Source organism: Streptomyces sp. NPDC020898 (genome assembly GCF_044333925.1).
GTDB lineage: Bacteria > Actinomycetota > Actinomycetes > Streptomycetales > Streptomycetaceae > Streptomyces.
In genome coordinates this window covers 1,584,934-1,600,480 of sequence record NZ_JBIRRV010000001.1, presented here as the reverse complement: position 1 = coordinate 1,600,480, position 15,547 = coordinate 1,584,934, and the positions used below count along the sequence as shown (strand labels likewise).

12 protein-coding genes are annotated in these 15,547 nt (G+C 68.5%); 5 read left to right on the top strand and 7 right to left on the bottom strand.

The window, feature by feature from the left end; all coding sequences use genetic code 11:
• Positions 1–140: 140 nt before the first annotated feature.
• A complete protein-coding gene (locus ACH4TV_RS06990) occupies positions 141–344 on the bottom strand; it encodes a hypothetical protein (RefSeq protein WP_398394955.1) in 204 nt (67 codons plus the stop codon).
• Positions 345–857: 513 nt separating this feature from the next.
• Here ACH4TV_RS06990 and ACH4TV_RS06985 point away from each other — a divergent pair.
• The 3 genes from ACH4TV_RS06985 to ACH4TV_RS06975 are packed head-to-tail and all read left to right on the top strand — an operon-like array spanning position 858 to position 4,882.
• Positions 858–3,011, top strand: a complete 2,154-nt coding sequence (locus ACH4TV_RS06985) for a helix-turn-helix transcriptional regulator (RefSeq protein WP_398394953.1) — start codon at positions 858–860, stop codon at positions 3,009–3,011.
• 3 nt (positions 3,012–3,014) lie between these two features.
• Complete coding sequence (locus ACH4TV_RS06980; RefSeq protein WP_398394952.1) at positions 3,015–4,010, top strand: hypothetical protein; 996 nt, start codon at positions 3,015–3,017, stop codon at positions 4,008–4,010.
• A complete protein-coding gene (locus tag ACH4TV_RS06975; protein WP_398394950.1) occupies positions 4,007–4,882 on the top strand; it encodes a DUF6339 family protein in 876 nt (291 codons plus the stop codon). Before ACH4TV_RS06980 ends, ACH4TV_RS06975 begins: the two co-directional genes overlap by 4 nt.
• Positions 4,883–4,932: 50 nt before the next feature.
• On the opposite strand, the gene ACH4TV_RS06970 is transcribed toward ACH4TV_RS06975, so the two are convergent.
• From ACH4TV_RS06970 to ACH4TV_RS06955, 4 genes are all read right to left on the bottom strand, one after another.
• Complete coding sequence (locus ACH4TV_RS06970) at positions 4,933–6,315, bottom strand: DNA cytosine methyltransferase (protein ID WP_398394948.1); 1,383 nt, start codon at positions 6,313–6,315, stop codon at positions 4,933–4,935.
• A gap of 11 nt (positions 6,316–6,326) precedes the next feature.
• Positions 6,327–7,322: a DNA cytosine methyltransferase gene (locus ACH4TV_RS06965; RefSeq protein ID WP_398394946.1), complete on the bottom strand. Its 996-nt coding sequence runs from the start codon at positions 7,320–7,322 to the stop codon at positions 6,327–6,329.
• Positions 7,319–7,720 (bottom strand): very short patch repair endonuclease, encoded by a 402-nt coding sequence (locus tag ACH4TV_RS06960; protein ID WP_398395408.1) that lies wholly within the window; start codon positions 7,718–7,720, stop codon positions 7,319–7,321. The genes ACH4TV_RS06965 and ACH4TV_RS06960 overlap by 4 nt, the downstream gene beginning before the upstream one ends.
• A 166-nt stretch (positions 7,721–7,886) precedes the next feature.
• Positions 7,887–8,285 carry a VOC family protein gene (locus ACH4TV_RS06955; protein ID WP_398394944.1) on the bottom strand — a complete coding sequence of 133 codons (399 nt, stop codon included), beginning with the start codon at positions 8,283–8,285 and terminating at the stop codon, positions 7,887–7,889.
• 95 nt (positions 8,286–8,380) lie between these two features.
• On the opposite strand from ACH4TV_RS06955, the gene ACH4TV_RS06950 reads away from it, so the two are divergent.
• Together ACH4TV_RS06950 and ACH4TV_RS06945 are read left to right on the top strand one after the other, a co-directional pair.
• Positions 8,381–9,205 (top strand): SDR family NAD(P)-dependent oxidoreductase, encoded by an 825-nt coding sequence (locus ACH4TV_RS06950; RefSeq protein WP_398394942.1) that lies wholly within the window; start codon positions 8,381–8,383, stop codon positions 9,203–9,205.
• Positions 9,206–9,316: 111 nt separating this feature from the next.
• The gene (locus ACH4TV_RS06945; protein ID WP_398394940.1) at positions 9,317–10,951 is read left to right on the top strand and encodes a serine hydrolase; all 1,635 of its coding nucleotides are present in this window, start codon (positions 9,317–9,319) and stop codon (positions 10,949–10,951) included.
• Between the two features lie 66 nt (positions 10,952–11,017).
• Here ACH4TV_RS06945 and ACH4TV_RS06940 read toward each other — a convergent pair whose 3' ends face one another.
• Positions 11,018–11,581 carry a hypothetical protein gene (locus tag ACH4TV_RS06940; RefSeq protein WP_398394938.1) on the bottom strand — a complete coding sequence of 188 codons (564 nt, stop codon included), beginning with the start codon at positions 11,579–11,581 and terminating at the stop codon, positions 11,018–11,020.
• A 70-nt stretch (positions 11,582–11,651) separates the two neighbouring features.
• Positions 11,652–15,188, bottom strand: a complete 3,537-nt coding sequence (locus ACH4TV_RS06935; protein ID WP_398394937.1) for an ALF repeat-containing protein — start codon at positions 15,186–15,188, stop codon at positions 11,652–11,654.
• Positions 15,189–15,547: the final 359 nt, after the last annotated feature.

The following is a 15,547-nucleotide window of genomic DNA, read 5'->3' as shown; positions in this document are numbered from 1 at the left end:
ATGGGCCGGCTGTCGACTTCGTACAGCCGGCCCACTAGAGGTTCGAGCGGTGCTTGGGTACGTTTGTGCTGGTGAAGAGGGTATTATGGAGTTGCTTCCGATGAGGTATCTGGCCCATACGGAGTAGTGATGTGGGGTTCTCAGGTTGAGGGAGAAGTGTCGTCGTCGGGCGGTTCCGCAAAGTCCTTCAACTCGGGATGCAGGACAAAGAATTCATCTCCGCACGGGCGACCCTTCACCAGGTCCAGCACTTCCTTGGGCTTGATATGCCCCTTGAGATAGTCCAGGCTGAGCGTACTCAGTTCACGGTGAGAATCCAGGCCATAGCTGTAGTAATCGTCCATATCGGTCCCCTGTCGCATTCGTGTCCAGGGGTACATAAAGGCATAAGTGACCCCTCGTTGGAAAAGTGGGCGTAAAAATCTCGAACAAACGTTTCGCTAAAACGATCCTACAGGGCCCAGGGTCACCTGACTAGTGGTCAGATTTGTGGCGAATAGACGCTTGTGTGGGCTTGGTCCGCATCTGCGGACTTTGCCCCTCGATGCTGATTTTGGACACAATTCTGACAGGCTGCCCGATTCCTCGACTTGCGTTCGAGTTCACGAGCAGGGCGAAAGTCTCGCCACCGCTAATATTATCGGATGTCGATTACGGGGTCAACCCAACTCCCCCTGGCTCGTGGGAGGTTATTCGCAAGCCCCACAAAGTCGGGCAATCTAACCCATCGACCCAAGTGATCCTGATACCCCGAGCCCGATCAACTGTTGGTTGACAGTGGCCAGCGCGTCAAATTAGCCTCCTGGTCAGTCGTCTGCGAGCCGCACGCGACTCCGAGGGGAAGAACAGGTGGCACGTTGGACACAGGTGAGGAGTTCGGGCCCTGGTTGGCTCGTCAACTCAAGCTCGCGGGGAAGACGCAGGCCGAACTGGCCCAAGAGCTCAAGCTGACGCGGGCCGCCATCTCCGCGTGGATCACCGGCAGGTCGACCCCCCGTCCGACCGTCATGGCGGAGATCGCCAAGGCGCTCGGCACGGACGTCGGCACGGTGCACACCCGCACCACTGATACCCAGGCCGGTCTGCCGACCACCTGGTACCACCGTCCCGGCTATCCCGACGGGGGCCGTGACCTGGGCAACGCCGCGGCCTTCGCGTTCGACGCCGACGTCCAGGTGCTCGCCCGAGAGACCTGCCAGAACAGCCTCGACGAACGCCGCGTCGAAAGCGGCCGACCTGTCAGGGTCCGCTACACCCTGCACGAGCTGACCGGAGAAGCGCTCGACGCCTTCCGTGAGGCCATCCTCTGGAACGACCTCTTCCCCCACTACTCCGCCGTCTCGGAGAGCGCGGGAAATCAGAAGGTCGGCCGGGTCGTGGACGCCGGAGTGCGCGACATGTACGAGAAGGGCCGCCTGGTCCTGCTGCGGGTCGACGACTACAACGCGTCAGGGCTGACCGGCGACGACTATGCGGACGGTAAGTTCGCCGCGGTGGTGAGGCGGCAACTGGAGAGCCTCAAGTCGGGTCACGGCGCGGGCGGTTCGTACGGCCTGGGCAAGGCGACCCTGTGGGCCACGAGCGCCCTGGGGCTCGTACTCATCAACTCCACTCTGTCCGTGCCCCACGAGGGGCGTACGGAGCGACGGGTCATCGGACGTCTCGAACTGCCCTGGCGCGAGGTCGACGGCGAGCCGTACGCGGGCCCCGCCTGGTTCGGGCGCCCCGATCCCGACTCTCCCGGCGCGCGGGTCGCCCGTTCCTGGTGGGCGGACGAGGAGACTGTCGCGCGTCTGCATCTCGCCCGGGAGAGCGACGAACCCGGTACCTCCTTCCTCATCGTCGGAGCGCACGACGTGGCCAGCCTGGAGGAGAGCAGGGCCGACATCGACGACGAGAACCTGGACGAGGAGGGCACCAAGGACACCCGCGACATCAGCAGGATGCACCAGCGTCTGGTCGAGGCACTGGGGCGTGACTTCTGGGCCGCGATGACCGGCGGGGGTACCAGGCTTCCCCTCCTGGAGGTATCGGTCCAAGCTCTTCGCAACGGCAAAGTGGTTGTACCGGAGAAGCAGGTCGACCCGTCCGTCGAACAGCCCGCCCGGACCCGTGCCCTGAGGGCGCACTACGAGGGCACCACCGTGGATCGGCTTCTTGAGGCCGGCCAGGTGGCGGCGCGAAGCGTTCCGCTGAAGCTGCCGCTGTCCGGAGGAGCCCGGGGGACCCTCGGGACACACCAAGCGGTCCTGTTGGTCACCGACCTGACCACCGACGCCGAAGGTGAGGGTGGAGCGAAGAACCAGGTGCATTCGCTACGAGGCAACCGCATGACCGTCAAGACGGCCGGAGTCCCGAACCTGCCGCTCGGCACGAATCCGTTCCAGGCGGTTCTCCTGGTGGGCGAGGCCGCCGGCGAATCGGCCCCCTTCGCGAAGGACGCCGAGGAATTCCTGCGTGCGGCGGAACCACCCGAGCACGACCGCTGGGGGCAGACCGAGGAGCTGAGCCTGCGGTGGTCGCCTTCCGCGTACCGGCGGATCAACATGCTGACCACAGAGGTCAACAGTGCCGTGAGAGAACTCGTCGCGCGGCCGAAGCGCGGCAGCCGTGAAGGCGGTGAGGCTCTGCGTAAGGCGTTGACCGTGAAGACGAGGCCCAAGGCCAAGGCGCCCTCCGGGCCGGTGGTTCCGGTCCTGGACCTGCTCGACGCGACGGTCGGCGATGACGGGGAGTGGCGGATCACCGGGGAGGTGAGCATCCCGCGCGGTGACGAGATCGTCCCGATGGTGCCGATCGCCCAGCTCGACGTGCGCTCGGGTGGCCGCCCGAAGTTGGACTGGGCGGAGCTGGTGGCCGTCGAGGGCTGCGAGGTGGAGGACGGGATCCTGCGATTCCCGCCCGGCACCCGTCGCGCGAAGTTCCGAGGATCCACCGACGTCACGAGCCACCCGGTCAGGACCACGCTCACCCGCCTCGTGCTCGAACTCCGCGCCGGCAAGGGGGAGTGACGCGTGAAGATCTACCCGTACAAACGACTCAACCGGCCGGTCACTCTCAGAGCGACCTCCGTTTCCCTAAGACTCTCGGACGGTACGCGCGACCAACTGGAGACCACGGCGTACTCGACCCAACAGCAGGCGGTCGCACTCGGCATCGCGGGTCGCAGCGACTGGGTGAGCGCCACGATCGGCCTCTCGGCGACGCTGCCGCCCGGGGCGAACGCGCCGGACGCGGCCTGGTCCGACCTGCGAGTCCTCGCCGTTCTGACAGACGGCGAGACCAATGTCCGCACCTCTGTGGACCTCACACGTGACGCGGAGGACGGCCATGACTGGTCGGGCTCCGTGGAGGTGCTCCGCGACGATCACCTGGGTCGGGCCTCCCTCGCGGTCTACGCCGTCGGGACCGTGGACGGAATACATGGACGGTCGATCGCGGAGACCGATCGCAGCTGGATCGTCGACACGGTCTCCGACGAGCCGGTCCGTGGGCTCCAACTGGACGTCCAGAAAGCCTCGTTCAAGAAGAGTTCCCGGGCGTGGCTGCAGGCCTACGCGGACGTGCCCTGGGTCGTGGACGCCACGGCGAGAGTCCCCACCGTGTTCGTGAACACGGATGTCGAGGGGGTCATCGGTTTGTTGGACAGCAGCGGCTCCGGCGTGGACAGCAAGGTGCGTGACCTCCTTGTCGCCCAGATGGCCACCGACGTCTGGACCGCGGTGTTCCACGGCGCGATCGGTGATCTGGAGGTGGGACCCGGCGGCAGCCCGGTCTTCCCGACCGACTGGCAGGGCGAGGTGTTGCGGGAGATGCTCCCGGACGTGCTTCCCGGCGTACAGGTCGAGGAGGCCCTACGACAGGTCCATCGCCGCCGTACCGGAGATTCGGGCTGGGTGGAACTCCAGACCCGCGTCCACTACGCGGCGGTCCGCCGTGCGGACGCAACCAAGGCGCTCGCCTACGCCATTCGCAGTCTGGAACAGATGAACCGAGAGAGTGAGACGTGATCCCACCGAACCACGTGCCGGAGCGCCTGGCGCTGCTCGCCACCTCGGCCGTCGACCCGTTCCTCACCGAGGAACTTCTCAAGGGCGAACATGTGCATGGCGGCATAGACCTCGCCAAGGTGGTCGACTCACTGCCCGAGGACGACGCCAGGTGGTCGGTCGAGCCGATCCGGAGCCTGGTGGAGGACGCCATGTTCGAGTTCCGGGCAGACCGGACCCGAGCCGACGCGTGGCTCGCGCCGCGGCTCCACGCCACGCTGCGCCTGACGCGGCGAGAAGCGGCGGACAAGCGTCTGTGGAACCACATCGCTCTGGCAGTGGCTCCCGATTACGTGGTCTGGCGCCACCTTTCGGAGCCGACGGCGAGCAAGCCGGGAAGACGCGTCGCCGCGGAACGCTTCCGGGGTCCTGCGGACCGGCAGTGTTTCTCGCGCCTGTGGTGGGCAGCTGAGCTGTTCAGAAACGGGGCGGACTACGAGCCGGTTGTGACGGCCTGCGGAAACCAGGACCTTGTCCACAGCGTTCTGAGGAAGGAACTCATCGACCACCGCCCCACCGCTCAGGCTTTGGTCCGCCTGCTGAAGAGGGGATTGGTCACCACCGGGCGAGAGATCGACGGTCTCAGCGTTGCGATCAATGCTGCTGGCGCGACCCTTGTCTACGACGTTCTCGCGCCCGACGTGCCTCGGAACCCGGCCGGTCTGCGCGGGTGGATCGAGGAGGCGGCATCGGCGGCCCCGGTGAGTCGGCGCGAACTCCCGGAGGGACCCGACGAGGAGCCGGTTCCTGAGGAATCCGTGGCCGCGCTCACCGAGTACTTTGCGGAAATGTTCGATACCGCGCCGGTCAGGGGACGGAAGAACACAGATTGATCAGACGGGGAGCGCGTCCGTGAAGGATCTTCGCGGACGCGCTCCCCGGACTACTCTGATGTCTCTGAGCTGTTTTTGTTGCTCTTGCGCGGGCGCTCGGTGGAGGGTGGCGGTGCCTGGTCCTCGGGTCGTGGGCACGTGTCCGTGCAGGCATCAGCGGCCCCACAACCTTGACTTCGCAGCTTCGCCTGCTGTTCCTCCGTGGCCGGCTGCCACGGCTCCCTCAACGCACTCGGATCCAGCTGGGGGAGCCCGAGTGCGGCGGTCAACAGGCGTGCCCCGAACAGAGGCGGCACGGCGTTGCCCACTTGCTGGGACTGTGCCTTACCGGACCACGGATAGTCCGGCGGGAAGCTCTGCAGCATCCCCGCCTCGTTCATGCTGAACCGCGCGCCCTCGTAGACGATGTTCGCGTCGAGGTGTTGGAAGACCACGAAGCGGGAGATGCGACCGGTGACGGTGAACGCTGGCTGTCGATCGCTCCGCACCCCGCGCCTCCCTGGGATTCCGGAGCTGCCGTAGTTCGAGCGGACCAGGAAAGGAGTGGCGCGCCCCGGATGTGTACCCACAGGTTCGGCGAGCACGTCACCCATCGACCTCCAGGGTTGCAGGCCCTGGTCATCGATTTCCCCGCGTTCTTCGGTTCCTGGTGCCGTGCCCTCGTCGAGGGTCGGCTGATGAGCTTGGCCTGTTGAGGCCTGCTCGTCCTCGCTCCTACGGTTCCATTCCTTCGCCTCGTAGGAACGGTGGGTCGGCACGGGAAGCGAAGGCGCGGCGAGCCCTTCACGACGAGCGATCAATACCGCGCGGGAGCGCTTCTGAGGCACGCCATAGGTCTCGGTGTCGAGGCGGCCGACAACGACCTTGTACTTGGTGCCGTCCGGAAGGCCCGCCCCCTGTAGCACCTTGGCGTAGTGGAGCCAGAGCTCTTCGACCGCGGGGACCTGCTCCAGGACGATGACGTCGTACGGGCGCTTCTCCCGGTTTGGGCTCCTGGTTGCCTGAATGGCGTATCGGAGGGGCTCAAGGACCAGCGCGGTGCGCGGGTCGCTGAGAGTCTTCAGATCCTCGTCGATCGACTCGTCGGATTCGCCCGCCGTCAGTCGCTCGATGTACTCCTTGACCTTGTTCAAGTTCTTACGCCCAGCGCCGTGCCCAGCCACCGAGTAGGTCTGGCAAGGAGGCCCGCCGGCCAGCACGTTGATCTCCGGTGGCAGTGACTCGAAGGCATCTCTACGCACCGCGCTCACATCGGCGTGAAGGGTGTCCAGCCCGGCCGCGTATCGCGTCAGACAGGCGCTCTTGTCCCACTCGATGCCGAGACTCGGGATGTCGAGCGCGTGTCCGGCGACGTCCAGCCCTCCGGGTCCCGCGAAGAGATCCAGGACAAAGGGATTGTCGAGGATGGACTGGTGTGGTGCCGCGCTGGTCATGTGGCGGAAGTCTAGCCGGCCGCGGAGGCTGCTGGATCCCCATTCAGGGCCTTGGCGATGGCCCGGCCCAGAGCCCTTCCGACGGGCGGTGGCGTCGCGTGTCCGATCTGGCGGTACCTGGCAGTTTTGAGCCCTGCGATCTCCCATGTTTCGGGGAAACCCTGCAGTAGCGCCGCCTGCGCCGACGTGATCTTCACCATGTTGTCCCTGCCAAGCTCGGGATTCCATACGAAATCCGCGTTGGGGATCTCGTCACCCACGGTGTGGCCGTTGACGCCCATGGTTGCCCATTTCTGCTTGGCTCCCGTCGGCCCCAGGTCAGCCCCGCCCCGATTCTTCGAGCCGCCGACCAGCGTCGGAGCCGGTTGATCGGCTTGGGCGGCCCAACGGGCGGCGTCCTGCCAACCGCGTGAGGCCATGGACGTTCCCAAGGCAGTACCGACCGTCGTCGGCTGCTGCACGGTCGGTGCCGGCGGCTGGAGTGCCTTGGCCTGCTGCCGTTCGACGGCTACCAGGACGCCCTGCTTACGGTTCTGCGGTACGCCGAAGTCAGCGGCGTTCAAGACGAACCAGCTGAACTCGTAGCCCAAGTGGGCCAGTTCGGCTCGGGCAAAATCACGGAACTGCTGATACTCGTCCGATGAAGCGAGCCCAGGAACGTTCTCGATGAGTACCGCCCGAGGCCTGATCGCATGGATGAGATAGACCGTGGCCTCCAACAGTCGCTCCTCCGTACGTGAATCCGCGCGACTGACGGTCGCATTCGACTTCACCCTTGGCAGGCCGGCCGAAAGGAGATCTACGTCGTGGCTCACGGGATGCTCGGCAGGGTCGAAGTCCAGCAGATCGGTGTGAAGCACGTTCCACTGCGGCCGGTTGGTTCGCAGGGTGGTGACTGCGAGCTCGTCGTCGTCCAGCAGCAGCCGCGGCTCGAATCCTGCCTGCTCCAGCCCGAGGGCGAGCCCGCCCGCCCCGGAGCACACATCTACAAAGGTCAGCGCACTCAATCTCTTCTCCCCCTGGTTCGCTCTGTCCGACGCCGTTCCACGGCTGCCCCCACCCGTACGGCCACTTCCTCGGGAGCCTCGTGCTCCCAGAAGCGCAACACTGTCCAGCCTTCCGCGACCAGCTGTTCAGTCGTCTCCCGGTCGCGGGCCATGTTCCGGTCCAGTTTCTCGCGCCACCACTCAGCGTTGGCCTTCGGCTGCGTCGCATGTTCCGGACACCCGTGCCAGAAGCACCCGTCGATCAGAACGGCCACCTTGACCGACGTGAAGGCCACATCGATTCGGCGTCGGGCCATGCCCGGCACCGGATACTCCACGCGGTAGCGCAGCCCGGCCGCGTGCAGCAAGCGGCGGACCGCCAGTTCGGCGGCCGTGTCCTTGCTGACTTGCCGGCTCATGCGTGCCGAGACGGCGGGGGAGGACGGGATGGCATGTGGCACGCGAGCATTCTGCCAGCGCGGGTGGGCGGTGTGGGGCAGTTGTGGCCGGAATTGGACCGCAGGGGTGCGGGAACGGAGGCCCGGCAAGGGAGGCCCGGCAACGGCCCCGGAACATGACCCAGGACTACGTCGACTCTGAGACCTCGCCCCCAATCCCCGTCTCGTTGCCGTCGGCGTCGTGGAACACCCACTTGCACACGTTCCCGTGCTGCTCCACACCCACCGGCCGCAGACCTCGCTCGGCGATCCCCGCGACCGCGGAACCAGGATCGTCCATCCAGATCATGCTGACCGCGCCGCCGGCGCGGTCAGCGTTTTCGATGATGTACACGTACCGGTCCTCGGCCAACTGCCACACTGCTTCGGTGTCGTTGGGGTAGAAGGTCGGTTCCGCACCGAGGAGCTGTTTGTACCACCCCAAGGCGCTCTCGTAGTTGCTCACTGCGATCCCCGCGAAAATCCCTACAGGCACGACCGGCTCCCTCTCTCTCAAGATCAGCCTCGGGCGGACGGCTGCTTCCATCGCTTCCGTCTGAGGGCAGACTCCGTCAGGGGACAAGACTCATCGGGGCGACAGCCGTGGTCTCCCTTTTACCGCGGGCAGCTACCTTGTCCGCCATGACGCGCACCCCCCAAAGCGACCAGTCCCCCCACGACCCTCAGCACCCCCACCCCCTCGCCGGCAAAGTCGTCGTAATAACCGGCGCCGCCCGAGGCCAAGGCGCCGCCGAGGCCGATGCCCTCGCCCGCGCCGGAGCCCAGGTGATCGCAACCGACGTACGCCCGGAGGCCAACGGAGAGGGCAACGGAGAGAGCACCCCGGGCTGCCGAAAGCTGGACGTATCCAGCGAGGCCGACTGGGCCGCCCTGGCCGCCGAACTCCGCGAGACGTACGGGCAAGTCCACGGCCTCGTCAACAACGCCGGCGTCATCCAGCGCGACCGCCTGGGAGAGGTGAGCCCCGAGGACTTCGCGCACGTGCAGTCGGTGAACACCATCGGCCCGCTGCTCGGCATCCAGCACCTCGCCCCCCTGATGCCGCCGGGCTCGTCGATAGTCAACGTCGGGTCGTCCGCGGCGCTCACCGCCTACTACCCGGTGGCGTACACGGCCAGTAAGTGGGCCTTGCGAGGCGTGTCGAAGATCGCGGCAACGGAGTTGGGCCCGCGAGGTATCCGCGTCAACACCGTGCACCCCGGCTACATCGAGACCGAGATGACCGCGGCCGCCACCCCGGCCTTCCGGGAGGCGATGTTCCGTGAGACGCCGCTCGGCCGGAGCGGCACCGTCGACGACATCGCGCCCCTCGTCGTGTTCCTCCTCTCCGACGCGTCCTCCTTCATCACCGGAGCGGAGATCCCCGTGGACGGCGGCCTCACCGTGCACGGCGGAGTCAAGTCCATCTCGGATGCCGTACGGCCGGAGCAGCCGACCGTCGGGTGAGCCATCGAGGTCCACTCGTTCGGAGCCGCGAGGGCGGCGGTCCCCCCGAATGGCTCGCCCGAATGGCTCGCCGATGCGACAGGCGTCGGGGGAGGGCCTTCACTGGAAAACATGTCTCGCCTTGACCATGCGCGCGCCCGGCGCCTGCGCTCCGCTGCGGCCCTGGGCCTGATCGCGGCCCTGGCCGGCGGCGGCTGCACGGGTACCGACACCTCCGCCGCCGTCCAGAGGGCGGCCGCCCGGGCGACGTCGCCGCTGCCCACCGTCCCGCCGGCCCAGCCGCCGCCGCGGCTCACCCGGGCCAAGGTCGACGCGGCGGTGGACGAGCTCGACGGAGTCGTACGGGACGCCATGCGCAGGACCGGTGTGCCGGGGGTCGCCGTCGGCGTGGTCCACGGCGACAAGGTGCTGTATCTGAAGGGCTTCGGCGAGCGGAAGGCCGGTGCGGAGGGCCGGGTCGGACCCGACACCGTCTTCCAGCTCGCCTCGGTCTCCAAGCCGGTCGCGTCGACCGTGGTCGCCGCGGCCGTGGGGGAGAAGACCGTCGGCTGGGACGACCCGGTCGTCGAGCACAGTCCCGGCTTCGCCCTCAAGGACCCCTGGGTCACCCGCCACGTCACGCTCGCCGACCTGTTCTCGCACCGCAGCGGGCTGCCCGACCACTCCGGGGACCTCCTGGAGGACCTTGGCTACGACCGCTCGTACGTCCTGGAACGTCTGCGGTACGAACCGCTGGAGCCGTTCCGTGCCAGCTACGCGTACACCAACTTCGGGCTGACCGAAGCCGCGGCCGCCGTCGCGCGGGCGGCGGGCACCAGCTGGGAGAAGCTGTCCGCGGACAAGCTGTACCGGCCGCTGGGCATGGACTCCACCAGCTCCTCCTTCGCCGACTACGAGAAGGCCAAGAACAAGGCCGTCACCCATGTGAAGCAGGGCGGCACCTGGCAGGCCGAGTTCGTACGGGACGCCGACGCCCAGAGCCCGGCGGGCGGAGCCAGCTCCACCGTCCGGGACATGGCGAAGTGGCTGCGCCTGCAGCTCGGCAACGGCAAGTTCGAGGGGCGGCAGGTCGTCGACGGCGACGCGCTGGACGAGACCCACCTGCCGCACATCGTCTCCGAGCCGCCGCACGCGCCGGCCGGCAGGACCGGGTTCTACGGGCTCGGCTGGAACGTCGGTTACGACGACCAGGGCAGGCTGAAGCTCGGCCACTCCGGCGCCTTCGCGATGGGCGCGGCCACCCATGTCTCGCTGCTGCCCTCGGAGAACCTCGGCATCGTCGTCCTCACCAACGGCGAGCCCATCGGCGTACCCGAGGCGATCGCCACCACCTTCCTCGACACCGCGCAGACGGGCGGGCCCACGGTCGACTGGCTGACGTTCATCGGCCCGCTCATCCAGCAGGCGGCGGCGGGTGACCGCTCCGAGACCGACTACACCAAGCCTCCGCCACGGCCCGCACCGGCCAGGGCGGACGGCGCCTACACGGGAACCTACGCCAACGACTTCTACGGCCCGATGACCGTGAGCGCCCAGGGCGACGACCTCAGCATGCAACTGGGGCCGAAGAAGCAGCGGTTCACCCTGCGGCACTACAACGGCGACACCTTCAGCTACCGCACCACGGGCGAGAACGCCGTCGGGCTGTCCGGCGTGACCTTCAGCGTCGGGTCCGGCGGACGCGCCGACAAGGTCCGCGTCGAGAACCTCGACGCGAACGGCCTCGGCACCTTCACCAGGGAGTGAGCGAGCGTCAGCGACCTCACGGCCCATCTCCACTGAGACAGGACAACCGGCGGAGCCCCGGATGTCTCACATGTAGTCGAAGTACCGGTCGTACCAGTTCGTCTTCCCCAGCTCCTCGTCATCCTCCTCGTCCTCGTCCATCACGCCCGCTGCCACCAGCACCGCCACCAGTTCCACGTCCTCCGCCGGCGCCAAGCGCGTCGGCCCGTCGTACGGCTCACGGAGCAGCTCGGGGGGTACGAAGGTGCAGCCCAGTTCCGTGCAGACGCCGTCGAACCACGTCGCGAGCTCCTCGGGCAGGCCCTCCTCGCCGCCCGGGACATCCTCACCCGCTCCCACCCGCGCGGTGACGAAATAGTCGCCGAAGTTGCTCATCATGATGTACAGGGGGCGGCCGAGGCCCGTCGTGTCCGCCGGGACGTCGATGACGCCGTAGAAACTGGTGTCCTGGCCCAGGCCGCTGGAGAAGGACGGGCCGAAACGTTCCTTGACGGAGCTCACCAGCCCGGCGAAGCAGTTCCGCGAGGTCACCAGGTCGAAGTCCGCGGGGCGTTCGAGGTGGCGGGGATCGTCGTGCTCCAGCAGGAGCGCCCGGATCCGGTCCAGCGGGAGCATGTCGTGCCCTTCCATCCGTTTGTCGGTTGTCGTACGGGGAGGGTGGTGGACCCGGAGCCCGGGCCCACCACCCTCATCCATCAGGTCAGGGGTTTCTCGGGCAGCTGGGATCGGAGGCCGGGAACACGGTGCGGATCTTGTGCCTCCCCTTCTTGGGCGGACTGGTGACGATGCACAGGTACTTCTCGCCGTTCTCGCCGATTGCCTCGTCGTAGTCGACCCGGGTGACCCTGTTGCTGCCGTTCGTGGGCACCTGCGTCCCGCCCCTTGCCCAGGCGTCGTCGATCATGGCCAGGAGCTCGTCCTGGTCCTTCACCTTGAAGACGCCGTGCAGGGGCTTGCCGGGGTTGGGCCTGGTGTGGGCCATGACGTGCTCGATGTAGTGCTCCGCGTCGGTCCTCCTCATGTAGACCAGGCCTGCCGGTGACTGGAGTACGTCGTTGCCGAAGTTCGCGAAGCCGGTCGGGCAGGGGAATGGATCCGCTGCCAGGGCTGTCCGCGTCAGGCTCCTGACGCACACCGGGAAGTCCGGGCTCTTGCCGAACAGCTTCTTGAAGAAACCGTCCGCCTTGCCGCCCCACTTGCCGAACTTGATTCCCGCGGCGCCCCAGCCCGCGAACGGCACCATGCCGGCGCAGGACAGACCCGCGTCGACATACTCACCCTCGCCGGCGTACCAGGCGCAGTTGGCGCCGTCGGCGGCCTCGCCGAAGCCGGGGATCAGGCCGAGGATGTCGAGGCTGAAGTGGCCGCCCTCGGAGAGGACCTTGCCCCAGTCGATCTCCTCAAGCTGGTTCAGGTACGCCTCGAGCTCCTCGTCCTCCGTATTCTGCCGCCGCTCCTCGGCCTGGGCGGCCAGGTCCGCGAAGTGCTGCCTGATCTCCTCCTGCAGCTTCCGGAAGGCGATGTCCCCGGCCTCGTCGGCGGCCTTGCTGGCGGCGTCGGCGTCCTTGCCGGCGGCGATGGACGAGGCGTACGCGGCGTCGGCCGCCGCCCAGGCATCGCTCGCCGAGCGCTGCGCCTGCGCGGCGGAGGACTCCGCGCGGGACGCCGACAGGTCGGCGTCCTGTGCGGCGCTCTGCGCGCTGGCCTCGGCGGCACGTGCCGACCTGGCCGAGGCAGCCGCCTCGGCCGCGGACTTCTCGGCGGCGTCGGCGTGGGCGTCGGCCTGCTTGGCGTACTCGCCCGCCTGGGTCGCGGACGCCGCGGCCTGCTGGCGGTACTGCTCCGCCTCGGCCGCCGCCTTACGGGCCTCGGCCGCCACCTTGGCGGCCAGCGCGGCGTCCTGCTGCGCCTTCGAGGCGATCGACGCCGCTCCGGAGACCAGGCCCAGGATCCGCGAGACGTGCGTGGCGGTGAGCCGGTCCTTGCGTACGGCCCGGAACCGCTCGACCTCGATGAACTGGTGCAGCACCTGAGGCGGTCCGGCAAGGGCGACGTCGGCCGCCGCCTTGAGCTCGGGGCCGCCGGTGCTCCTCAACTGGACGGCGCTGACCCGCTCGTCGCTCGTACGGGCCGTGAAGTAGCCGGAGTGGATGAACGCCCGCATCTGGTCCGGCGAGCCGGAGGTGAGTGCCGCCTGGCCGGCCTTCTGCACCGCGGAACCGGCACCCTCCATGAGCTGGGTGGTCTCGACGCGGTAGTCGTTCTTCGCCGCGTTGTGCTGCCCGGTCGTGACGAAGGCGCTGATCTGCGCGGTGTTTCCGGTGAGCGCGGACTCCGCGGCCGTACGGACGGCCGCGTACTCCGATTCCCAGGCCAGGTTGACGACGCGGGCGTACTCGTCCCGCTCGCCCGCCTCCTGCCAGCCGGCCCGGATGTACTCGACGACCAGCGCGTCCGAGCCCGCGAGAGCGGCCTCGGCCGTGGTGACGCTCCAGGGACCGCGGTTCTTCGCGACGTGCAGCGCGACCTTGCGGGCCTGCACGGCGGCGACGGCGAGGTCGGCGCCCGGGCGGGTCACCTCCGCCGCGAGACGCACTGCCTCCGCGTCGGCGGCCTTGGCTGCCTCACTGTCCTTCTGTTTCTGCGCCTCGCGCTCGCTGTCCGCGATCTTGTAGGCCTTGGCCTGCTCGATCTCGGTGTACCTGCGGTCGGCCAGTTCCTCGGCCTCGACCTCACGGGCCAGGTCGAAGGTGGTCCTGGCCTGGACGACCGCGGCGGTCGCGGTGTCGGCCGCCGTCTTGGCCGCCGCCGCGTGCTTGGTCGACTCGGCCGCGGCCTTGGCCGCGTCACCGGCGTGCTCGGCGGCCTCGTCGGCGGCGGCAGCGGCGTTCTCGGCGTGCACGGCGGCCGAGTTGGCGGCGTCGCGGGCCTCGCGCGCCGCCTTGGCGGCCCTGGCGGCCAGCGCCACCGCCTTGTTCGCGGCTCGCGTGGCCTCGGCCGCGTGCCTGCGGGCGTCCGCGGCAGCTGCCCTGGCCCGCGCGGCCTGGGCGCTGGACACGTTGGCGTGACCGCTGGCCTCCTGCGCGGCGGCCGCGGCCAGGTCCGCGTTGGTGCCCGCGCCGGCGGCGGCCAGGGCGGCCTTGCCCGCCTCGTCGGCCGCGTCACCGGCGAAATCGGCGGCCTGGGCCGCCTTCTTGGCGCCCGCGGCGGCGGCACGCGCACCCTCCGCGGCCTTGCGCGCCGCGGAGGCCTTGCTCGCGTCGGTCGCCGCGTCGGCGGCCGCGCTGCGGGCGCGGGACGCGGCCTGGGCGGCGCCCGCGGCTGCTGACGCGGCCTGCGAGGCGGCGTTCGCGGCGATCCGGGCCGAGGTGTTGGCGGCGTGGGACGCGCTGATCGCCTCCTGCGCGGCCTTGGCCGCACCCTCGGCGGCGTCGGCCGCGCGTCCGGCGGCGTTGGACGCCCTGGTCGCGTCGTCCTTGGCGGCCTCGGTCTCGGCGGCCGCCTTCTGCGCGGCCTCCTTGGCGAGCTTGGTCGCGGCGATCGCGCGGGCCGACGCCTCCTTGGCGGCCTCGGTCTCCACCTGCGCCTGGCGACCGGCCTCCTGCACGAGGGCGACGAGCTCCTCGATGGTGGCGTGTTCCTGGTCGCGGGCCCGCGCGATGTGCTGGCCCACCTCCAGGAACTCCGTCACGTCCTCGGGCGTGCCGTCGAGGGCGACCTGGGCGGCCTCCTTGGTCGCCGGGCCGCCCAAGGTCAGGATCTGGACAACCTGGACCCGTTCGTCGTTCTCCCGGGCCGCGTACTGGCTGTCGACGATGAAGTTCTGGACGTCGTCGGCGGTGCCGTCCAGCGCCGCCCGGCCGACCTCCTTCACCTCGGGGCCGCCGGCGCTGACGATCTGGGCGGCACGGACCCGCTGGTCCTGCTCCAGCGGCGCCTGCCAGCCGGTCTTCAGGAACGTGTCGAGCTGTGCCGGCGTACCGGCGAGGGCCTGCTGCGCGGCCTCGCGCACGCCACGGCCGCCGGCCGAGAAGACCTGCACCGTGGCCACTCGGTCGTCACTGAGCTCGGCCACCGCCTGCTCGCGGTCGAGGAACTCGCGTACGTCCGCGTCCGTCCCCAACAAGGCCGCCTCGGCGGCCGCCTTGACGCCCGGGCCACCGGCCTTCCACGCCGTCAGGACCTTGCCCCGGTCCGTGGCCGGGATGTGCGAGTTGCTCAGATCCTCGTTGTTCACCGGGTCTTCGAGGGCAACAGCCGGTGCGGAGCCGAGGATTCCGGCTAGGAGCGATATCAGGAGAGCAAGGCAGACTGCCTGTATTGCCCGTATCGACCGCTTCATTCTGCTTGCGGGCCCTCGTCGGCCGGCCGCATCAGCGCGGGCCCTTAATCTTTGTCTCAAAGTAACCAGTATCCATTTCTCGGTCTGGCGCCAACCGGCTTGCCAGATAACGGATTTCGGCCCGGCGATCATACGCGGAAATCCGTCGGAACACCGGTGCACCTGCAACGAACGCTTGCTATCTTGACGTGCGCGATTTTCGACGGGGCGGCAGATCCGGTGGGGGTCGATATGTTGAATCTTCCCTTCCGGAT

Excerpts from the sequence above, each read along its gene's own strand:
- ACH4TV_RS06990 (WP_398394955.1), bottom strand. The coding sequence starts at position 344 with ATGGACGATTACTACAGCTATGGCCTGGATTCTCACCGTGAACTGAGT.
- ACH4TV_RS06970 (WP_398394948.1), bottom strand. The coding sequence starts at position 6,315 with ATGACCAGCGCGGCACCACACCAGTCCATCCTCGACAATCCCTTTGTC.
- ACH4TV_RS06960 (WP_398395408.1), bottom strand. The coding sequence starts at position 7,720 with ATGAGCCGGCAAGTCAGCAAGGACACGGCCGCCGAACTGGCGGTCCGC.
- ACH4TV_RS06955 (WP_398394944.1), bottom strand. The coding sequence starts at position 8,285 with ATGGAAGCAGCCGTCCGCCCGAGGCTGATCTTGAGAGAGAGGGAGCCG.
- ACH4TV_RS06950 (WP_398394942.1), top strand. The coding sequence starts at position 8,381 with ATGACGCGCACCCCCCAAAGCGACCAGTCCCCCCACGACCCTCAGCAC.
- ACH4TV_RS06945 (WP_398394940.1), top strand. The coding sequence starts at position 9,317 with ATGTCTCGCCTTGACCATGCGCGCGCCCGGCGCCTGCGCTCCGCTGCG.
- ACH4TV_RS06940 (WP_398394938.1), bottom strand. The coding sequence starts at position 11,581 with ATGGAAGGGCACGACATGCTCCCGCTGGACCGGATCCGGGCGCTCCTG.